The organism is Saccharothrix sp. NBAS 001 (assembly GCF_056640475.1).
The window spans coordinates 546,133-566,473 of record NZ_CM153251.1; the positions used below are offsets into that span (position 1 = coordinate 546,133).

Below are 20,341 nucleotides of genomic sequence, written 5' to 3' on the forward strand. Positions count from 1 at the left end.
CCCCGTACGTCCTTTGTGGACTCCCGGCGGCCGTCTCAGCGGTTCGGCGGCGGCGGGTCGGGCAGGGTCGGCGGCGGCGGCTCCGGCGTCGGCGGGACCGGCGGTTCGGTGGCGGGCGAGGGCTCCGGTTCCCGGGGCACGGGTTCGCCGGGCACCGGTCGCGGCGGGAACGGCTCGGGCACGGGTGGTGGCGTGCGGCCGGGAGGTGTCGGTTGCACCATGGCTGTGCTCCTGCTCCGTCTGGTGGGTCCAACTGGCACCCCGGGGTACCCCGTCCACGGGCGATCCACTCGGCGGGCACCGGCACCGGTCCTCGCCCGCCGCGATCGGTCTCGCCAGGGTCACGCCGTCGATACGTGACACGGCATGACCGTCATCGGTGTGCACGCCTCGCACGAGCAGATCCACCCGGCCGGGCTCCTGGACGCGGTCCGCCGCGCCGAGGAGGTCGGGTTCGAACACCTGAGCCGGGCGCCGGACGAGGACCGCGCCGAGGCGATCGCCCACGACCGGTGGCGCGGCAACGTGTTCGGCCCGCTGCCGCTGGTCCACGCGCTCACGGAGACATGCGGCTCTACGGTCGCGGCCTGCACCGCCGCCTACCGTCCACGATGGACGATCCGCAGTGCACGAAAATGTTCTACAGCGTGCTGTTCTCGTTGCCCGGCACGCCCGTCCTGCACTACGGCGAGGAGGTCGGCATGACCGAGAACCTCGCACGGGACGACCGGCTCGCCGTGCGGACGCCGATGTGGTGGGACGCGGCGGAGGAGCAGCGGCACGACCCGCGCTCGCTGCCGGCCTGTGTGTCGATCACCTGGAAGCGGCCCCACGCCAACTCCGGGCACTCCCGGTAGCGCTCGACCGGCAGCCGCACCCCCGGAGCCCGCCGTCTTCGCGCACCACTGCGGCATCGACGGCGGCACCGTGATCGCCGTGCACGACCTGGGCGGCACCAGGGCGAAGCTCGTCCGGGGTGGGCGGCGACCTGGTCGACGTGCTCGACGGCACGTCCGCGTCGCCGAAGACCACGCTGCCCCGGTACGGGTGCGGCCGGCCGCGCGCACGGCCCGCCCGGTGAGAACTCGCGGTCCCGGAACGGGGCGGTGCCGCAACCGCCGGGCGGTCAGGTCCGCTGGGCCTCGACCGCCTGGTCCACCGTCGGGTGGAAGGCGAACAGCTGGTCCAGGCCGACGATGTGGAACACCCGCATCAGGTCGGGGGTGACGCCGGCCAGGCTGAACGAGCCGCCGGCCGCCGCCGCCCGCTGGTGGGCGGTGATCAGGGCGGTGATGCCGGTGGAGTCGCAGTAGGCCAGCCCGGCCAGGTCGACGACCAGCCCGGCGTCGGTGCCCAGTGGCACCGCGTCGAGGGCCGCGAGCAGCTCGGGCGTCGTGTCGAGGTCGAGTTCACCGGCCACCCGCAGCACGGTGAGGCCGGGGGAGGACCGGTCGAGTTCGACGGTCAGGGCAGGATCGTTCACCGGGTCTCCTGTGCCGTGGGTGCTGCTGGTGCCGGGCGCGCGGTCCGGGGACCGCGGTCCGGGTTTCCCGGATGCCGGCGTCGGTACACCGCACCCGTCGGCCGTTGCCCGACCGGTGGGCGAGGTCCGCGACACCACCCGTCCGTCATGCCCGTCCCGCCCTTCCCGATCCCGGTCGACGCCGCGCGCCGCGCCGGAGTCGCTGACCTATTCTAAGGATCATGTCACCGCGACGCCGTCGTCGACGGCCTTGCGGCGACCCGGGCGCCGGGGCGTGGTGCCCCGGACGTGGGCTGGTGGGCGAAGGGGTGTCCCGTGGCGCGTTCCGACGACGTCGAGCACGAACCGCCGGCGGCGGGCGGCGTCGACGTCTTCGAGGCCGACGAGGAGGTCGGCCGCGACCTGGCCGCCGTGGACTGGCGGGCGACCCCGCTCGGCGTCCCGGCCGGCTGGTCGCAGAGCCTGCGCACGGCGGTGAGCATCGTGCTGTCCTCCCGGTTCCCGATGTGGCTGGCGTGGGGCCCGGAGCTGACGTTCTTCTGCAACGCCGCCTACCGGCGCGACACCCTGGGGCGCAAGTACCCGTGGGCGCTTGGCCGGCCCGCCGCCGAGGTGTGGGCGGAGATCTGGGACGACATCGGGCCGCGCATCGAGACCGTGCTGACCACCGGCCAGGCCACCTGGGACGAGGCGCTGCGGCTGTTCCTGAAGCGGTCGGGCTACGCGGAAGAGACCTACCACACGTTCTCCTACAGCCCCCTGCGCGACGACGACGGCACCGTCGTGGGCATGTTGTGCGTGGTCAGCGAGGACACCGACCGGGTCATCGGCGAGCGGCGGATGGCGACGCTGCGCGACCTCGGCTCGGACCCCAGCGTGGTCCGCACCGACCAGGAGACCCTCGCGTTCTCCGGCCGCCAGCTGGAGCGCAACGGCTGGGACCTGCCCTTCACGCTGACCTACCTGTTCGGGGAGGACGGCTCCGCGCGGCTGGCGGCGGCGACCGGGATCGCGCCCGGCCACCCGGCCGCCCCGCTGTCGCTGCACGCCGGCGAGGCCGGGCCGTGGCCCGCCGGCGAGCCGGCCCGGGGCGAGTCCGCGCTGGTCGACCTGGACGGCCCGGCGTTCGCCGGGCTGCCCGACGGCGCCTGGGCCGAGCCGCCCAGCCAGGCGCTGGTCACGCCGTTGCAGCAGCAGGGGGCCGCGTCGCACGGGTTCCTCGTGGTCGGCCTGAACCGCTACCGGCCGCTGGACGAGGGCTACCGGGGGTTCGTCGAACTGGTCGCCGGCCACGTCGCGGCCGGTCTCACCGCGGCCCGCAGCTACCAGTCCCAGCAGCGGCGGGCCGAGGAGCTGGCCGAGCTGGACCGCGCCAAGACCACCTTCTTCTCCAACATCAGCCACGAGTTCCGCACCCCGCTGACCCTCATCATGGGCCCGGTGCGGGAGCTGCGCGACCGGCTGGCCGGGTCGGACCCGCGCGCCGGCGAGGAACTCGAAGTCGTGCACCGCAACGGTCTGCGGCTGGGCAAGCTGGTCAACACGCTGCTGGACTTCTCGCGCATCGAGGCCGGCCGGATGCAGGCCCGCTACGAGCCGGTCGACCTCGCCGCCGCCACCGCCGAGCTGGCCAGCGTGTTCCGCTCGGCGATCGACAAGGCCGGGCTGTCCTACGAGGTCGACTGCCCGCCGCTGCCCGAGCCGGTGCACCTGGACCGGGGCATGTGGGAGAAGGTGGTGCTCAACCTCCTGAGCAACGCGCTGAAGTTCACCTTCGACGGCTCGGTCGGGATCTCGGTGCGCGCCGACGGCGACCACGCGGTGGTGGTGGTCGAGGACACCGGCATCGGCGTGCCGCCCGGCGAGATGCCCAGGCTGTTCGAGCGCTTCCACCGCATCGAGAACGCCCGGTCGCGCTCCAACGAGGGCAGCGGCATCGGCCTGGCCCTGGTGCGCGAGCTGGTGGGCCTGCACGGCGGCACCATCTCCGCCGACAGCGAGCTGGGGCGCGGCACCCGGTTCACCATCCGGCTGCGGTTCGGCTCCGCCCACCTGCCCGCCGGGTCGCTGGTCGCGGACGCGTCGGCCGCCGCGGTGTCCGCCACGGCCGACCCCTACCTGCGGGAAGCCCTGCGCTGGCTGCCCGACGAGCGCGGCGGACCGTCCCCGGACGAGTTCCCGCCGGCCGACACCGGGACGGGCCCGGCGCAGCCCGCGACGGTGCTGGTCGCCGACGACAACGCCGACATGCGGGAGTACCTCACCCGGCTGCTCACCGGTGCCGGCTACCGGACCCGCACCGTCGACGACGGCGCCGCCGCCCTCGAAGCGGCCCGCACCCGGCCGCCGGACCTGATCGTCAGCGACGTGATGATGCCCCGCCTCGACGGCCTGGCCCTGGTCGGCGCGCTGCGCAACGACCCGCGCACGGCGGCCGTGCCGGTGCTGCTGTTGTCCGCCCGCGCCGGGCAGGAGGCGTCCATCGAGGGCCTCCAGGCCGGTGCCGACGACTACCTGGTCAAGCCGTTCGCCGCGGCCGAGCTGCTGGCCCGGGTCCGGGCGAACGTCGAGCTGTCCCGCCTGCGCAACCACCACGCCCGGTGGCGCACCGCGCTGATCGACTCGCTCCAGGAAGCGTTCTTCGTCTGCGACGACGACAACACCGTCATCGAGATCAACTCGGCGTTCGTCGACATCCTCGGCTACGGCCCGGAGGGCCTGCCCTACCGGCCGGAGCACCCGTGGTGGCCCGACGCCGAGGCCGACCCGGAGGCCCGCCGGCAGTTCGCCGCCGCGTTCACCGGCCTGGCCGGCGGGAACCAGGGCAGCTGCACCGTCCCGGTGACCCACCGCGACGGCCACCGGCTGTGGATCAGCGTCTCGTTCAACCCCGCCCAGGACCCCGACACCGGGCGCACCGTCGTCGTGGGCACCTTCCGCGACGTCACCGCCGAGCACCACGCCGTCCAGCGCGACACGGCGCTGGCCGCGCTGAGCCTGCGGCTGTCCCAGTCGGCCAGCCTGCCCGAGGCGCTGGCCGGCGCGCTGGAGGAGTTCAAGGACCTGTGGCGCGCCCGCCGCGTCGCGGCGGTCCTGTTCACCGACCAGGCCGCCCCCTCGGCGACCGCCACCGACGACCGGACGTGGGCCGACCTGACCGAGCGCGAGCGCGCGTCCTTCACCGACCTGCGCGACCGGCCGGGGCTCAGCCCGGCCACCGACGGCACGACCGGCGTCGGCATCACCCTGGAGCACCCCGAGGGCACCATGGTGCTCCGGCTCGACCTCGACGAGCGCCGCCCGTTCAGCGCCCAGGACGAACTGCTGCTGTCCCTGCTCGCGGGCCACCTCGCCCAGGGGCTCACCCGGGCCCACCAGATCGACCAGCAGCGCGAGACCGCGCTGGCCCTGCAACGCGCCATCCTCGGCCCGTCCAGCCTGCCCGACGGCTTCGCGGTCCGCTACGAACCCGCCGCCCGCCCGCTGGAGATCGGCGGCGACTGGTACGACACGGTGGCGCTGTCGGACGGCCGCATCGGCATCGTCGTCGGCGACTGCGTGGGCCGGGGGCTCAAAGCCGCCGCCGTCATGGGGCAGCTGCGCAGCGCGTGCCGCGCCCTGCTGCTCCAGGAGATCGGCCCCGCCCGCACCCTGATGGCGCTGGACCACTTCGCGGCCGGCCTGCCCGGCGCGATGTGCACGACCGTCTTCTGCGGCGTGCTGGACCCGGAAACGGGGCAGCTGACCTACTCCAGCGCCGGCCACCCGCCCGCGATCCTCGCCCACCCGGACGGCACCACGGCCCTGCTCGACCAGGGCCGCTCGATCCCGCTGGCCGTGCGCCCCGGTGCCACGCGCCCGGAAGCCGAGTGCGCGGTGCCGCCCCGGGCGACCCTGCTGATGTACACCGACGGCCTGGTGGAACGCCGCCGCCGGCCGCTGACCGTGGGCATCGACCAGGCCGGCGAAGCCGTCCAGCAAGGTCGCGACGCGGCCCTGGACGACCTGGCCAGCCAGGTGATGACCCGGCTGGCCCCGACCGGCGGCTACGACGACGACGTGGCGCTGCTGCTGTACCGCCACCCGGCCCCGCTGGACCTGACCTTCCCCGCCGAGTCCGGCCGGCTCGCCCCGGTCCGCAAGACCCTGCGGGGCTGGCTGGCCAAGTGCGGCCTGCCGCCGCAGACCGTGCAGAGCGTGCTGGTCGCCGCCGGCGAAGCCTGCGCCAACGCCATCGAGCACGGCTACCGGGGCAGCGCCGGCGACATCCGGCTGCGGGCCGAAGCCCTGGTCGGCGACCTGTACCTGAGCGTCGTGGACGCCGGTCGCTGGAAGACCCCCGAGCCCGAGCACAACGCCCACCGAGGTCGCGGCGTCGCGGTGATGCGGGCGATGATGGAACACGTCACCGTCACCCCCGGCCCGGTGGGCACCACCGTGGACATGCACCTGAGGATTCCCCGATGACCACACCGCTCGTCCTCACGCCGGGCCGGGACCCCGACGGGACCGCGCTGCTCAAGGTCGCCGGCGAGATCGACATGAGCAACACGCCGACGTTCGCCGCGGCCCTGGACGACCTGCCGGGCCGGCTCGTCGTTGACCTCACCGAGGTCGAGTACCTGGACAGCGCGGGCCTGAGCGTCCTGTTCGCCCACGCCGACCGCATCGAGCTGGTCGCGACGCCCCTGCTGGAACCGGTGATGACCGTCTCCGGGCTCACCGCCGTGACCACGGTCCGGGTCCGCGAGAACCCCTGACCGCCGCGCCCGGCCGTCGTGCGCGGAGCCCGGACCCCGCGTGCGCGAGGTCCGGGCCGGTTGCGCCCGGGGGCCGGCGATCCGACCGTTCAGTCCTCAGTGGACATCAGGTCGCCCCGCGGGTCGTCCGCGATCCCGCCGTTCAGCAGGGCTTGACCGCGAACTCGTGCTTGGCCTGGACGGAGCCCTGGCTGGACTCCGCCCGGATGTGGTTGCGCTCGGCCGGGTTGGACGTGCCCGCGTTCACCCGCAGCTCCGAGTTGATGTTGATGATGCGATCGCCGCCGCACGGGGCGTAGACGATCTCGTCGGCGTCCGGCCGGTAGGACGAGCGCCACCCGTCGTTCAACGGCCCGCTGTAGGGGAAGTCCACCGCGGTGGTGGCCGTCGAGCCCTGGAAGTAGAAGCTGACGCGGTGCAACGCGCTCGCGCCGGCTCCCAGGTGGGCGAAGCCCGAGTAGGACGTCCGGGCGAGACCGAAGGTGTAGCCCGGTGGCAGGTCGACCCGTACGCCCAACTGGCAGTTCTTCCGGGCGTCGACCGGATCCGCGCCACCGCCCGCCCGTGCGACGAAGGCGTCGTAGGTGACGCTGAACGTCCCACCGCGACCGGAGACGTCGGCGGTCCCGGCGGGACAACCGGACCCGTTGACCGCCACCACCTCGGCCCGACCCGGGATCTCGGGCACCTCGGGATCCTCCGCCGCGCCGGCGGGAATCACCGTTGACAGGACCAAGAGCGTTGCCGCTGCCATGGTCAACATTGACGAACCTCTCTGAACGAGTGCTCGGCGGCGGCCGCACCAGACGGTAGCGGGAGCACCTGTGACGGGACTCCACCGGATGGCCGATCGTGCTGAACACGCGTCTTTCCCCCTCGGCCCGACTGCCGGAAACGCCGGGAGGACAACGACAATCCGGTCAGCCGGGACGTCATCCGGTCACCGGGTGAGTCCATCCCCGGCACCGTCGGACGATCCGGCCGGCACCGGCCCGCGCGCCCGGGGCGTCGTGTCCGAGAGGTGCGCCGGCGTCAGGACTCGTCGCCGGCCTCGTCGGAGTCCAATTCGGACTCGTACTCCTGGTAGACCATGCGGAAGAACTCGAAGAAGTTCGGGATCGGGTCCGTGTCCGACCACGGCAGCCACAGCACGGTGTGCCCGCCCTCCTCCAGTTCGCTGCCCCGCCAGAACACGAACACCGACGCGGTGTCCTCGCTGACCGTGAACGGGTAGATCTCCTCGCGCGGCGGCAGCGCGTTCGGGTCGTCCGCGCCTTCGTAGAGCGCGTCGAGGATCTCGTGGACCTTCGCCCAGTTCGGCCCCTGGCCGAGGTCCTCGGTGCCCAGCAGCGCCGAACCCATGTAGAAGTCCGGCCAGCCGTTGCCGTAGGACAGGAACGACCGGTGCTGGGGGTCCGCCTCGGCGGGCATGGTGTGGTTCCCTTCGGGTCGCTCGTGTCGGTGCGGCAACGGGTGCGGCAACGGGTGCGGCAACGGGTACCGGGGGCGGCAGCGGGTACCGTCGGCCGCTGCACCGGTTGGTGGTGACCCGCTGAACGCCCCGGGGCCGCACCGTCCACAGTGGACGGCGCGGCCCCGGGGCGTTCAGCCGCGGCGGCCCCGGGCGAGGCGGCGCTTGAGTTCGGCGACGAGTTCCCCGTCGGTGAGCAGCGACGAATCGGGTCGGGGTCGGTGCAGGTGGACTTCGTCGGCTCTGAGCACGTCGGCGGCGATGAGGATGTCGACGATGTTGGTGCCGAACAGGGTCGCGATGGACCGCGCCGTGGCGACCGAGATCGACCGTCCTTGTCGCCACTGGGTGAACCGGCTGCGGTGGACGCCGGTCGCCTTGGCCAGGTCGCCGGTGGTCAGGTCGCGGTTGTCCAGGTTCCGCTGGATGTAGTCCCACAACCGTGGTGGGTGTTCAGGGGTCACGTACCCATCATAGTACTGCGCGGACAACGGTCGTCCTGTGCACCGCCCATTCCTCGCTTTGCAACCCGATCGGGTCCATCGTGGACGGCCTGTAACACCGGCCCGCCCTCGTGACGACGTGCCGAAGAGGGCGGACGACGAGTGGGAGACCGGCGTGTCCAGCGGTGACATCGAGAACGCACTGCGCCGAAGGCGCGAGGAACAACGCAAGAGCGAGGACAAAGAGGCGGCGATCCGGGCCCGCCGCACGGCCGCCGGTGCCGAGGCCGCCCGCGGGTTCATCGACCTGATGACCCGTCGAGGCGTCGCCCCGGAACCGGTGTACCGCCACGAGCCGGTGCGGATCCGGGGTCGGCGCGGCCTGCTGGGCAGGAAGCCGGACATCTCGCTGGAGCGCTTCCACCACGTGGACAGCGGTTGGGTGGTCGGCTACAGCGTCACCGAGTACGACGAACCCTGGCTGATCAGGTACCTGCGCGCGGACGGCCTGATCGCGGACTGCGACCTGGTGGCCGCCGTCCGGGGCGGCCGGGGGATCGAGGGCCTGGTGCCGTCCCCGCCCCGCACGATCTTCGGCCCGAACCGCGTCCTGATCCTCAAGCCCCACGCCGCGAGGCCCCCGACGACGCCGTTCCTGACCGTCGACGACTACGCCGCGGCGGCCGAGCGATACCTGGGCTGAACGCGACAGGTTCGAATCCCACCGCATTTGGCCTGCTTTGTCCGATCCGGCCCTCGGAGTGCGCTCAGGTCCGGATGTGGGGCCGCTTCACGGGGGTTCCCCGACATTGCCGCCAATTGCGAACGCCGGTCGCGTATTTGCGCGTCGGGAAGCGCTGAATTCGGTCTCCCGCAGGGTTTCGACCCCCTGTACCGGCTGTGATACGTGTCACCTCCACCTCGCTCGATGCCCGGTGGCGGGTGCCGGCTGCACCGCTCGGCCCAATCTGTCGAGCGGGACGTGTCCGTCGTGACGCCGAACGGTCCCGTGAGGTGTCCGGGCTGTTCGTGGGCGCACCTTGCCGGCGGCCTATGCACATGCCAACATTGCGCAAGTCATCAATGACTGCGCATGTAAACCTGTCGACCACGCCCCTGGGGGTCGCATGTCGATCATCACGCCGAACTTCGAGTTGCAAGTCGTCGCGAGTGGACTGACCGACGGCTACTGGATCCAGGCAGCGGACCTCAACGGTGACGGTCGGGTCGACCTCGTCGTGTCCGGCGTCGCCGAGGGCCGGATCGCGTGGTTCGAGAATCCCACGTGGACGCGACGGGACATCGTGACGCTGCACCGACCGGTGGCGCTGGACACCGCCGACATCACCGGCGACGGCACGCTGGACATCGTCGTCTGCCACGACTACGGCGCGACCCTGCGTGACTGCGCTCCCGACAGCGGACGCGTTTCGTGGCTGCGCAATCCCGGCGCGGACGGAGCGTGGACGCGGTACGACATCGGCCGGCTGTGCTCCGCGCACCGCGTCCTCGCGCTCGGCCCCGGCGCGGACGGCAGGCACCGCGTCGTCGCGGCGCCGATGGTCGGTCCCGGCGGCGGGCCCGGCGCGGTGCGGGAGCCGGTGCGGCTCACCTCCTACGTGCGGCCCGACCGGCCGGAGTCCGAGCCGTGGCGGGAGGAGCCGATCGACGTCACCTCCTACTCCGTCGTGCACGAGGTGACGCCCGCGAACCGCTCCCGACCGCGTGCCGGGCAGCCGTTGCTGGTGTCCAGTGCCGAAGGGGTCACCCGGCTCGACCTCGACGTCGACGGCCGGTGGCACGCGGAGCCCGTCGGGCCCGGCGAGCGCGGCCAGGTCGACCAGACGGGGTACCAGGGCGGCAACACCGCCTCGCGCGGCGTGCTCGCGAGCAGCGGCACGACCTACATCGCCTCCCTGGAACCGTTCCACGGCAACACGGTCGTGGTCTACGCGGAGGACGGGACGCGGACGGTCCTCGACGTCTACGGCGAGCCGAACGAGTCCGGCGAGGGCCCGGGGCACGACCTCGTGTGCGCCGATTTCGACCAGGACGGCGACGACGAGTTCCTGGTCGCGCTGCGGGGTCCGGAGCCCTGGCAGGGCGTGGTGCACTACAAGGCCGTCGATGCGGCCAAAGGCTTGTGGGACAGGAAGTTGGTGTCACCGGAGTCGGCCGCGCGGATCGCGGTGGCGGACTTCGACGGCGACGGCGTCCTCGACTTCGCCACCATCGGCTACAGCACGCCCGGCTACTTCGTGGCGGACGACCCGAAGGTGGTCGTCGCCTACAACCGGTCGTTGCGGAGCTGACCACGCGCATCCGAGTCTCTTCCCCCGGGGGAACCATGTCTGGACTGCTGTACCTGTGCGGAGGTTGGCCTGGGCACAAACCCGGCGAGGTCGCCGGTTGGCTGATCCCGAAGCTGCACGAACTGGGGTTCGAGGTGGAGGTGACCTTCGACCCCGCGCACCTCGGCGACGACCTGTCCGACTTCGCGGCCGTGATCGTCGGCTGGACGCAGAGCCACCCCACCGAGGACCTCGACCCCGGTGTGGCCGAGCGGTTCTCCCGCTCGGTGTCGGGAGGTCTGGGTGTCGCGGGCTGGCACGGCATGGGCGCTTCGTTCCGGGCGAGCCTGCTGTACAACATGATCGTCGGCGGCAACTGCGTGTCCCACCCCGGCGGTGAGGGCGTGCGGGTGCCCTACCGGGTCCGGGTTGTCCACAGTGGACATCCGGTGACGGCCGGCGTGGCGGATTTCGAGGTCGCCTCCGAGCAGTACTACATGCACGTCGACCCGGCCAACGAGGTGCTGGCCGAAACGACGTTCACCGGCGAGCACGTGCCGTGGATCGAGGGGCACACCTCGCCGGTCGCCTGGACTCGCCGGTGGGGCGCGGGCCGGGTCTTCTACACCTCGGTCGGCCACTACCTGGCCGACCTCCGGGTGCCGGACTCCACGACCCTGCTGTTGCAGGGCATCGCGTGGGCCGCGGCCCGGGACTGACGTCTTCACACCGATCACGCGGAGCGGACAGGTCCCGTCCTTGGGCACGGGACCGTGACTCGGGCACGGGGTCGTGATTCGAGCACGCGGCCGTCCGCACGAACATCCCGGTCGGGAGCACTCCCCGGCCGCCGCCCGGTGCGCGCGGCGAACGCACCCACCGACCGTCCCGCGCCCCGCGGTGGCGGAGCCCGTCGAGCCCGAGAGGGAACTTCACCATGACCGACAACCAACCGTTCCACGTACCGTCCCGCGTCGGCGTGGGACCCATGTCCCGCAACGCCGTCGACGCGGCGCTGGCCGTGGCCGCCCGGTACGCCCAGCCCCTGATGCTGATCCCCAGCCGCCGCCAGGTCGAGGCGGGTTCGCAGGGCGGGGGTTACGTCGAGGGCTGGGACACCGCCGCGTTCTCCGACTACGTGCGGTCGAACGACCCGAGCCGGCTGATCCTCTTATGCCGTGACCACGGAGGGCCCTACCAGTCGGTGCGCGAGCGCGACGAGCGGCTGGACGGCTACGCCGCGATGGCCTCGGCGCTGGCGTCCTACCAGGAGGACATCCGCCGAGGCTTCGACCTCCTGCACATCGACACCTCGATGGACCTCGACGGCGTGGCGGACCCGGACCTCGCGATCCGCCGGGCCGTCGAGCTGTACGGCCAGTGCGTGGAGTACGCCCGCTCGATCGGCGCCTCGACGATGTTCGAGATCGGCTTCGAGGACCAGGGGCACGACACCAACGAGCCCGCCGAGTTCGAGGAGCAGTTGGACCAGGCGCTGTCGCTGCTGCACCAGGAGAAGCTGCCGAAGCCGACGTTCATCGTCGCGCAGACGGCGACCAAGGTCCAGGAAGTCCGCAACGTCGGGGCGATGATCACCGCGCCGGCCGCCGTCGCGTTCACCGTGCGGGCGCTGGTCGAGATCACCGAGCGGCGCGGGATCGCGCTCAAGGCGCACAACTGCGACTACCTGGACGAGGCGACGATCCGCACACTGGACGCGGCGGGCGTGCACGCCGTGAACATCGCGCCGGAGTTCGGCGTGGTGGAAACCCGGGAGTTCGTCGCGGCCCTCGACGAACTGGGCCTGCGCGTGCAGTTGGAGCGGTTCCTGGCCCTGGCCTACGAGTCGAACTCGTGGTCCAAGTGGATGTCGCCGGACACCAAGGCGACCGACTACGACCGCGCGGTCATCGCGGGCCACTACACCTACAACACCGAGAAGTTCCGCGAGATCAAGCAGGTGGCCGAGGAAGTCGCCGGGCTGCGCGGCTTCGACCTCGACACCCGGCTGCGCACGGCGGTGGAACGGGCGATCGAGCGCTACACCGTGGTGTTGCGGACCAACCACCACGCGCGCTTCCCGGTCGCGCTGACCGCAAGCGGCGTGTGAGGGGGAACCGGAGATGACCACCACGACGACCGCCCCGCCCACGTCCGACACCGGGCGGCGGGAAGACGAACTCATCGCCGAACTCGGCGCGGAGCTGTCCGCGACCGTCGAGGCCGAACTCACCGAGGGCGGCTCGCCCGCGCGCCTGGTGAAGCTGCGCATGCGGGACGGATCGCGCCAAGTGCTCAAGCTCCTCGTGGACGTGCCCGGCGCGGTCGACGGCCACGACCTGGACTCGTTCCGGGTGAAGCTGCGGCAACTGGACAAGATCCGCGCGGACGCGCCCGGCCTCGCCGCCGTCTACACCGAGAAGCTGCGGGAGTTCCACGGTTCGGACTGGGCGGCGTACACGATGCCGTTCTACCCCAGCGAGGACGTGGCGGCGTGCCTGCGTTCCGCGACGCCCGACGTGGACCGGTTCTTCACGCAGTTGGGGTCGGCGCTGACCGCGCTGGCCGACAACGGGTGGCGGCTCTCACGGACGGAGGTGGGTCCGGGGACCATCGCCGACATCCACGCCGACCGGCTCGAACGGCGGTTCTGGCTGCTGAGCAAGCACTTGCCCGCGCACTACGTCGACCACGACCGGATCACCGTCAACGGCCGGTCGTGCCGCAACCCGCTGGTGATCGCGAAGCTGTTGCGCGAACGGCCGGAGCTGACCTCGGGCGTCGACCCGACGCGGCTGCACTTCCCGGCCCACGGCGACCTGAACACCCGCAACGTGCTGATGACCGCTCCGGCGGACCCGCCGCTTAGGATCATCGACCCGCGTGGTTCGGTCCAGGACTGGGACGTCGTCTACGACCTGGCGAAGGTGCTGTTCAGCCTCACCGTCTGGGACGTCGGGCTGCGTGAGGGGTTCGTCATCGACCACGTCGCGGACGGCGCGGTGGCCGTGGCGCACCGAGGCGGTCTCTACCCGGCCTACCGGTCGGCCGCGCAGCGGCTGGTCGGGTTCATCGAGGACCACGACGACGTCCGCGCGCTGGTGGCCGAGGACCCGGGCTGGCGCGACCGGCTGCTGCTCTCGCACGCGTTCCACCTGCTCGCGGAGGCGGCTTGCCGCCTGTCGGACATCAAGAAGCGCGAGGGCGCGGGCAGCGCGGTGGACCTCAGCCCGATCGAGCTGGCGGCGGGACACTACCTGCTGGGCGTGCTGTTCCTGGAGGACGCGGTGGCGCAGTTGGAGGAGCACGGCCGGATCGACCTGCGGCGGCACCTGTCGTTGCTGCCGGAGTGAATCGACGCCAGGAACCCGGAGGAGAGGCGACATGATCCGCTGCGCCGCTGTGCTGTTCGACCTCGACGGTGTGCTCGTGAGTTCGGAGGCGGCCATCCAGGCGATGTGGCGGCGCTGGGCGCTGCGTCGCGGGTTCGACCCGGAGGAGGTCGTCGCGCTCACCCCCGGGAGGCCGGCGGTCGACACGATCCGCATCGTCGCGCCGGACCTGGACGCGCCCGCCGAGGCGCTCGCCCTGGAGCCGGAGCAGGTGGCCGACGCGGCGTCGCTCGAACCGGTCGCCGGTTCGCCGGCCCTCGTGCGGAGCCTGCGTCCGGGCACGTGGGCGGTGGTCACGTCCGGCACCCGGTTCGTCGCGACGACCAGGCTGGAGGCCGTCGGCATCCCGGAGCCGGAGGTGCTGATCACCGCCGACGACGTGACGGAGGGCAAGCCGTCACCGGAGGGGTACCTGTCGGCGGCGCGCCTGCTCGGCGTGCGGCCCGAGGACTGCGTGGTCGTCGAGGACGCCCGCAGCGGGGTGCTGGCCGCGCGTGCGGCGGGGATGCGGGTCGTCGGGGTCGAGGGGCCCCAGCTCGGCCCGCGTGAGGACGTCGTCCTCGGCGTTCCCGACCTGACCGCGATCAGCGCCCGCTACGACGACGGCGGGCTGGTGCTCTCCGTCGGCGGGCGGGTCACGACTCCCTGACCGCGCGGTCGCCGCGGACGGTCGGCCGGGACAACCCGGCCGACCGTCCGCGGCACCGGAACCCGGCCGGTCAGGCGGTCTCGGCGGCGAACAGGCTGGTGAGCAGGTCGTCCGGGGCCATTTCGGCGAGCGCTTCGCGCAGCGTCTCCAGGTAGGTCTCGCGCGCCTCGGCGACCTTGCGGCGGCCTTCGTCGGTGATCTGCGTGTAGACGCCGCGCCTGTCGTTGAGGCAGTGGTAGCGCTCGGTCAGGCCCTCCCGCTCCAGCCGGGTCACCAACCGGCTCAGCGAACTCTGGTTGAGCGGCACGGCGTCCGCGAGCGCCTGCTGACGCAGGTGCCCGCCGTCGTCGGAGTGCGCCAGGGCCGCGAGGGCCGTGTACTCCGACAGGGACAGGTTGTGCGGCGCGAGCGACCGTTCCAGGCGCTCGTTGACCCGGCCGGCGGACAGCCGCAGGCCGTGCCAGCGGCGCTCCAGCTCGGTCGGCAGCTCGATCTTCGCCGGCGGCGCTGCGTCCTGCGACATCGGAACCTCCTTCACCGAGTCAATGTTGCATCAACAGCACTGTTCCGCACAACATACGCCTGGACGTAGACTTGACAAGCATATTAGTCGTCTACAAACTATGCACGTACAGATATTTGGCGACCGACCGATCTCTGCGGCCGCGCTCGTGGGACACCCAAGGAAGGGAGCCGGTGCGGTGCCACTCGCACTCCTCGCCCTGATGATCAGCAGTTTCGGCATCGGGACAACGGAATTCGTGATCATGGGCCTGCTGCCCCAGATCGCGGACGACCTGTCCGTCAGCATCACCACCGCGGGGCTGTTGATCTCCGGTTACGCCATGGGCGTCGTGATCGGCGGACCGATCGTCACCGCGCTCGGCACGCGGCAGTCGCGCAAGAAGATGTTGCTGCTGCTGATGGGCCTGTTCATCCTCGGCAACCTGCTCTCCGCGATCGCCCCCGGCTACGGCCTGCTGCTGACCGGCCGGGTGGTGGCCGCCGTCTGCCACGGGGCGTTCTTCGGCATCGCCTCGGTCGTCGCGGCGGACCTGGTCGCCCCGGACAAGCGCTCGCGCGCCATCTCGCTGGTGTTCACCGGGCTGACCGTGGCCAACGTGGTCGGCGCGCCGCTGGGCAACTGGATCGGCCAGGGCCTCGGCTGGCGCTCGACGTTCTGGATGATCACCGTCATCGGCCTGGTCAGCCTGGTCGGCGTCGCCGCCATGGTGCCCGCCACGCCCAAACCCCTCGACGCCCGCATCCGCAGCGAACTCGCCGTGTTCAAGAGGCTCCAGGTGTGGCTGGCGCTGGCCACCGCCGCGCTGTCCATCGGCGCGCTGTTCGCGTCGTTCAGCTACATCGCGCCGCTGCTCACCGAAGTGGCGGGCTTCTCGACCGGCGCGATGACACCGCTGCTGGTCCTGTTCGGCGTCGGTCTGGTCACGGGCAACCTGGTCGGCGGCCGGTTCGCCGACCGCGCGCAACTGCCGACCCTGTACGTGGCGCAGGCACTGCTTGCGGTGGTGCTGCTGGCGTTCGTGTTCACCTCGTCGAGCAAGGTCCTCGCGGTGATCACCCTGATGCTGCTGGGAGCCGCGGGCTTCGCGACCGTGCCGGGCTTCATGACCCGCGCCATCGACAAGGCCGAGGGCGCGCCGACGCTGGCGTCGGCGGCTGCGGCCTCGGCGGCCAACCTCGGCATCTCCATCGGCGCGTACCTCAGCGGTCTGGCCATCAACGCGGGCGGCGGCTACACCTCGCCCAACCTGGTCGGCGCGGCGATGGCGGTCGCGGCGCTCGCGGTCACCCTGCTGTCCGGGTTGATCCAGAACCGCTCCGCGCGCGCGGCGAGCCCGGCCGCGCCCGCACCCGCCGTGACGGAAGCGACTCCGTGAGCACAGCCCTGCGGCGCGTCGCACCCGGGCCGGGCGTCCTGACCCTGGGCGTCGAACTCCCGCTGGACAACGACTGGTCGCCGCTCGCCGGGCGGAGCGGCGACCGCCTGCCCGGCGAGCCGGACCTGACCGCGCACCACGACCGCGCGGTCCTGGCGGACCGGCTGGGGTTCGCCGCGCTGTGGTTGCGGGACGTGCCGCTCTACGACCCGTCGTTCGGGGACGCCGGGCAGGTGTTCGACCCGTTCCCGTACCTGGGCTACCTGGCGGCGGCGACCTCGCGGATCGTGCTCGGCACGGCCGCGATCGCCCTGCCGCTGCGCCACCCGCTGCACGTGGCGAAGATGGCCGCGACGGTCGACCACCTCTCGGCCGGCCGCCTGGTCCTGGGTGTGGCGTCCGGGGACCGCCCGGTGGAGTTCCCGGTCTTCGGCGTCGACATCGCCGCGCGTGAAAGCCTGGTGCGCGACGGCATCGCGGCCCTCCGCTCCGCTTGGTCGACGGGCACGCCGTCGGTGCTGCCGAAGCCGGTCGGCGGCATACCGGTCGTGATGGCCGGCCGGGGCGGCCAGACCGCGCAGTGGTTGGCGGACAACGTGGACGGCTACTTCACCTACCACCGGGCCCCGGCGGAGATGTCCGGCGTGGCCGCGCGCTGGCACCGCGCGACCCCCGCCTTCGCCCCGCTGCTGACCACGATGCTCGTCGACCTCTCCGACGACCCGAACGCCCCGTTCCACCCGATCCGCTTCGGTGCCCGCCTGGGGGCGAAGGAACTGGTCGAGTACCTGCACGGCCTGCGGACGGCGGGCACCAACCACGTGGCCCTCAACTTCCGCCCGTCCCGCCGCCCGGTGGAGGACGTGCTGGAGGAGCTGGCCCGCGACGTGCTCCCGGAGTTCACGCCGTGAGCACGTCGCGCCGCCGTCCCGGTCATCCCCGCGCGACGGCGGCGTCGAGGTCGTAGCCGTAGATCCACTCGTTCGCGACGAGGGGGTCCTCCTCGGCGAACGCGGCATCGCGGGCTTGCTGCTCCGGGCCGTCGGGGAGGTGGTTGACGTGGGAACGACCGTGGCTGACGGCCTGTAGGCGGGTCGTGCGAGGAATGCGGAGCCGTTCGTAGCGGCGCAGTGCGCGCGCGGGGTCGTCCAGGTCTTCGGCCAGGCAACGGGCCAGCGCCGCAGCGTCCTCGATCGCCTGCGCGGCTCCCTGGGCGAAGAACGGGAACATCGGGTGCGCGGCGTCACCGAGCAGGGTCACGCCGCCATCGGACCACCGCGCGAGGGGAGCGCGGTCCAGCAGGGCCCACCGTCCCGGCGTGCCCGCGGCGCGGATCAACTCGGTCAGCCGGCGGTCCCAGCCGTCGAACTCGGCCAGGAACTCCTCGTCGGTCGCGGTCGCGGTCCAGGACTCGACGGTGTAGTCGCCCGCCGGGGCGAAAGCGACCAGGTTGACGTACTCGCCGGCGGACACCGGGTAGTGCACCAGGTGGTGGCCGGGACCGATCCACAGCGTCTGGGTGGGACGCCGGGCGAAGTCCGGAGCCCGGCCGGCCGGGACCAGCGCGCGGAACGCGCACATTCCGGAGTACGTCGCGGGTGCCGAGCCGAACACGGCACCGCGCACCGCGGAGTGCACTCCGTCCGCGCCGATCACGACGTCCGCCTCGACCGAGTGGCCGTCCGCGAAGCGGATCCGGTACGCGGCACCGGTTGCGTCGACGCCGACGCACTTGCGGCCGAGTTCGACGCTGCCCGCCGGCACCCGTGAGCGGATCGCGGCGAGGAGGTCGGCCCGGTGCGCGGTGTAGGTGTGCTCGCCGTACAGGTCGTGGCAGGCCGTCTCCAGGTTCTCCGCGGAGAGCACCCGGCCGTCCTCCCATCGACGGAACTCCCACCCGGTGTCGAGCCGGACCGCGCGCCCGCGCAGGTGCTCGAACGCGCCGAGCTTGCGGAGCTGACGCCCGGCGTTGGGGGCGATCACGAGACCCGCGCCGATCTCGGCCAGGCGCGGCGCCTGTTCGTACACCGTGGCCGCGAGACCGTGGCAGTCCAGGAACGCCGCAGCCGCGAGCCCGCCGATACCGCCACCGAGGATCGCGATCCTGAGTGGTGCGACCGTGCCTGCTGCCATTCTTGAGTTCCTCCGGATATCGGCGCGATCCGCGCATCGGAATGGCTTGCTTCGATGCGCACATGCTGCCCGCACGCCAACGACGGTGCGGCATGGTCGGTCATTGAACGGACAGCCGACGTGTGGCCGTTTCCGATGTGCGCTGCGACGAGCCGGACCACGACACCGGGACGTCTGTTCATCCAATGGACCGGTGCGTTGTTCCGGCCGCTGCGGCTGCCGAGACTCGCCGCGCGGCCAGGTGGCCGCCGTCGCATCCCGTCGAGTGTTCAGGAGTGGGCCGATGCCATCCCCCGAAGTTGTGGCCAACGGGAGCGAGACGCCGCGCGCGGCCACGTCCGACCTCTTCATCGACGGCCGGTCCACGCCCGCGCGGGACGGCCGTTACGTGGAGACCGTCGAGGCGATCAGCAGCGCCCCCGTCGCGCGGGTCGCGGCGGCGACGGTGGACGACGCCAACCGGGCCGTCGACGCGGCGGCGGCAGCGCTGCCCGGGTGGGCCGGACTGCCGCCCGCCCGGCGACGGACCGTGCTGCTGCGCGCCGCTGAACTGTTCGGTGAGCGGTCTGCGGAGCTGTCGGCGACCATGGGCCGCGAAATGGGCGCCACCCGGCCGTGGTGCCGGTTCAACGTCCATGTCGCACAAGGCATGCTCACCGAGGCGGCGGCACAGGCGTACTCCGCCGTGGGCGAGGTCGTCCCGTCCGACGTGCCGGGCTTGACCGCGCTCGGGGTGCGTCAGCCCGCCGGCGTCGTGGTGGGGATCGCGCCGTGGAACGCGCCGCTGATCCTCGGCGTCCGGGCGGTGGCGATGCCGCTGGCGTACGGCAACACGGTCGTGCTCAAGTCCTCCGAGCAGACACCGCTCACGCAGGCCGCCATCGTGGAGATCCTGCACGACGCCGGCGCACCCGCCGGAGTGGTCAACCTGATCAGCAACGCCGCCGAGGACGCGCCCGCGATCGTCGAGGCCCTGCTGGCCCACCCGGCGACCGCGCGGGTCAACTTCACCGGCTCGACCAAGGTGGGCCGGATCATCGGCGAGCTGGGCGGGCGGCACCTGACCCGGGTCGTCCTCGAACTGGGCGGCAAGGCACCGCTCGTGGTGCTCGCCGACGCGGACGTCGAGGCCGCGGCGGCGGCCGCCGGGTTCGGGGCGTTCATCAACCAGGGCGAAGTCTGCATGTCCACCGAGCGGGTCATCGTGGAGCGGCCGGTGGCCGACGAGTTGAGCGCCCTGCTGGCCGCGCGGGCGGCCAAGCTCGTCGTCGGCCCGCCCGACGACGAGACCTCCCAGGTCGGCCCGCTCGTGCACACCGGTGCCCGCGACCACGTCATGGGGCTGATCGAGGACGCCGTGCGGCACGGCGCGGAAGTGCTCGCCGGCGGGTCCGCCGACGGCCTCTACGTCCGGCCGACCGTGCTGCGGCACGTCACCCCGGACATGCGGATCTACCGCGAGGAGACCTTCGGCCCGGTGGTGTCGGTCATCGAGGTGGACGACGCCGACGAAGCCGTCGCGGTCGCCAACGACACCGAGTACGGCCTGTCGGCGAGCGTCTTCTGCCGCGACGGCGGGCGGGCGCTCGACGTGGCCCGCCGGATCCGCTCGGGAATCTGCCACATCAACGGCGCGACCGTGCACGACGAGCCGCAGATGCCGTTCGGCGGCGTCGGTGCCAGCGGGTGGGGGAGGTTCGGATCCCGCGCCGCCCTTGAGGAGTTCACGGAACTGCGCTGGATCACGTTGCAGTCCGGCGAGCGCCACTACCCGATCTGAACCCGCACCCCGTCCACCACCCGCTCAAGGAGACCGAC

Annotated in this window: 19 protein-coding genes; 12 read left to right on the forward strand and 7 right to left on the reverse strand. The window is 72.4% G+C overall.

Annotation, left to right across the window (positions count from 1 at the left end; translation table 11 throughout):
- Positions 1 to 35: 35 nt before the first annotated feature.
- A complete protein-coding gene (locus tag AC0HI0_RS02495) occupies positions 36 to 221 on the reverse strand; it encodes a hypothetical protein (protein ID WP_480930593.1) in 186 nt (61 codons plus the stop codon).
- A gap of 390 nt (positions 222 to 611) precedes the next feature.
- Here AC0HI0_RS02495 and AC0HI0_RS02500 point away from each other — a divergent pair, with 390 nt between their 5' ends.
- Positions 612 to 857, forward strand: a complete 246-nt coding sequence (locus AC0HI0_RS02500; RefSeq protein WP_480930594.1) for a hypothetical protein — start codon at positions 612 to 614, stop codon at positions 855 to 857.
- A gap of 269 nt (positions 858 to 1,126) precedes the next feature.
- Here AC0HI0_RS02500 and AC0HI0_RS02505 read toward each other — a convergent pair whose 3' ends face one another.
- A complete protein-coding gene (locus AC0HI0_RS02505; protein ID WP_480930595.1) occupies positions 1,127 to 1,483 on the reverse strand; it encodes an STAS domain-containing protein in 357 nt (118 codons plus the stop codon).
- Positions 1,484 to 1,798: 315 nt separating this feature from the next.
- Between AC0HI0_RS02505 and AC0HI0_RS02510 the strand changes: the two genes are divergently transcribed.
- Together AC0HI0_RS02510 and AC0HI0_RS02515 are read left to right on the forward strand one after the other, a co-directional pair.
- On the forward strand, positions 1,799 to 5,950 hold the full coding sequence (locus AC0HI0_RS02510) for a SpoIIE family protein phosphatase (RefSeq protein ID WP_480930596.1): 4,152 nt from the start codon (positions 1,799 to 1,801) through the stop codon (positions 5,948 to 5,950).
- Complete coding sequence (locus AC0HI0_RS02515; RefSeq protein WP_480930597.1) at positions 5,947 to 6,243, forward strand: STAS domain-containing protein; 297 nt, start codon at positions 5,947 to 5,949, stop codon at positions 6,241 to 6,243. Before AC0HI0_RS02510 ends, AC0HI0_RS02515 begins: the two co-directional genes overlap by 4 nt.
- 142 nt (positions 6,244 to 6,385) lie before the next feature.
- Here the strand turns inward: AC0HI0_RS02515 and AC0HI0_RS02520 are convergent, their stop codons facing one another.
- The 3 genes from AC0HI0_RS02520 to AC0HI0_RS02530 all read right to left on the reverse strand — a co-directional run bounded on the left by AC0HI0_RS02520 (position 6,386) and on the right by AC0HI0_RS02530 (position 8,178).
- Entirely contained in the window at positions 6,386 to 6,931 is a 546-nt protein-coding gene (locus AC0HI0_RS02520; protein ID WP_480930598.1) for a DUF4360 domain-containing protein, read from the reverse strand.
- Positions 6,932 to 7,275: 344 nt separating this feature from the next.
- Complete coding sequence (locus AC0HI0_RS02525) at positions 7,276 to 7,674, reverse strand: hypothetical protein (protein WP_480930599.1); 399 nt, start codon at positions 7,672 to 7,674, stop codon at positions 7,276 to 7,278.
- Between the two features lie 174 nt (positions 7,675 to 7,848).
- The gene (locus AC0HI0_RS02530) at positions 7,849 to 8,178 is read right to left on the reverse strand and encodes a helix-turn-helix domain-containing protein (protein WP_480930600.1); all 330 of its coding nucleotides are present in this window, start codon (positions 8,176 to 8,178) and stop codon (positions 7,849 to 7,851) included.
- 118 nt (positions 8,179 to 8,296) lie between these two features.
- Between AC0HI0_RS02530 and AC0HI0_RS02535 the strand changes: the two genes are divergently transcribed.
- The 6 genes from AC0HI0_RS02535 (at position 8,297) to AC0HI0_RS02560 (ending at position 14,489) form a co-directional block, all read left to right on the forward strand.
- Positions 8,297 to 8,860, forward strand: a complete 564-nt coding sequence (locus tag AC0HI0_RS02535) for a hypothetical protein (RefSeq protein WP_480930601.1) — start codon at positions 8,297 to 8,299, stop codon at positions 8,858 to 8,860.
- Positions 8,861 to 9,284: 424 nt separating this feature from the next.
- Positions 9,285 to 10,469, forward strand: a complete 1,185-nt coding sequence (locus AC0HI0_RS02540) for an FG-GAP repeat domain-containing protein (RefSeq protein ID WP_480930602.1) — start codon at positions 9,285 to 9,287, stop codon at positions 10,467 to 10,469.
- A gap of 35 nt (positions 10,470 to 10,504) precedes the next feature.
- Entirely contained in the window at positions 10,505 to 11,167 is a 663-nt protein-coding gene (locus tag AC0HI0_RS02545; protein ID WP_480930603.1) for a ThuA domain-containing protein, read from the forward strand.
- Between the two features lie 485 nt (positions 11,168 to 11,652).
- Complete coding sequence (locus AC0HI0_RS02550) at positions 11,653 to 12,558, forward strand: tagatose-6-phosphate kinase (RefSeq protein WP_480930604.1); 906 nt, start codon at positions 11,653 to 11,655, stop codon at positions 12,556 to 12,558.
- Positions 12,559 to 12,571: 13 nt separating this feature from the next.
- On the forward strand, positions 12,572 to 13,801 hold the full coding sequence (locus AC0HI0_RS02555; RefSeq protein ID WP_480930605.1) for a hypothetical protein: 1,230 nt from the start codon (positions 12,572 to 12,574) through the stop codon (positions 13,799 to 13,801).
- Between the two features lie 31 nt (positions 13,802 to 13,832).
- Positions 13,833 to 14,489 carry an HAD-IA family hydrolase gene (locus AC0HI0_RS02560; protein ID WP_480930606.1) on the forward strand — a complete coding sequence of 219 codons (657 nt, stop codon included), beginning with the start codon at positions 13,833 to 13,835 and terminating at the stop codon, positions 14,487 to 14,489.
- A gap of 70 nt (positions 14,490 to 14,559) precedes the next feature.
- Here AC0HI0_RS02560 and AC0HI0_RS02565 read toward each other — a convergent pair whose 3' ends face one another.
- Positions 14,560 to 15,012, reverse strand: coding sequence for a MarR family winged helix-turn-helix transcriptional regulator (locus AC0HI0_RS02565; protein ID WP_480930607.1), 453 nt, complete (start codon positions 15,010 to 15,012; stop codon positions 14,560 to 14,562).
- A gap of 178 nt (positions 15,013 to 15,190) precedes the next feature.
- Between AC0HI0_RS02565 and AC0HI0_RS02570 the strand changes: the two genes are divergently transcribed.
- Both AC0HI0_RS02570 and AC0HI0_RS02575 read left to right on the forward strand, forming a co-directional pair.
- Positions 15,191 to 16,390 carry an MFS transporter gene (locus tag AC0HI0_RS02570; protein WP_480930608.1) on the forward strand — a complete coding sequence of 400 codons (1,200 nt, stop codon included), beginning with the start codon at positions 15,191 to 15,193 and terminating at the stop codon, positions 16,388 to 16,390.
- Positions 16,387 to 17,301, forward strand: a complete 915-nt coding sequence (locus AC0HI0_RS02575; protein WP_480930609.1) for an LLM class oxidoreductase — start codon at positions 16,387 to 16,389, stop codon at positions 17,299 to 17,301. The genes AC0HI0_RS02570 and AC0HI0_RS02575 overlap by 4 nt, the downstream gene beginning before the upstream one ends.
- Before the next feature lie 22 nt (positions 17,302 to 17,323).
- On the opposite strand, the gene AC0HI0_RS02580 is transcribed toward AC0HI0_RS02575, so the two are convergent.
- Positions 17,324 to 18,523 (reverse strand): FAD-dependent monooxygenase, encoded by a 1,200-nt coding sequence (locus AC0HI0_RS02580; RefSeq protein ID WP_480930610.1) that lies wholly within the window; start codon positions 18,521 to 18,523, stop codon positions 17,324 to 17,326.
- A gap of 283 nt (positions 18,524 to 18,806) precedes the next feature.
- Between AC0HI0_RS02580 and AC0HI0_RS02585 the strand changes: the two genes are divergently transcribed.
- Positions 18,807 to 20,303, forward strand: coding sequence for an aldehyde dehydrogenase family protein (locus AC0HI0_RS02585; protein ID WP_480930611.1), 1,497 nt, complete (start codon positions 18,807 to 18,809; stop codon positions 20,301 to 20,303).
- Positions 20,304 to 20,341 lie beyond the last annotated feature (38 nt).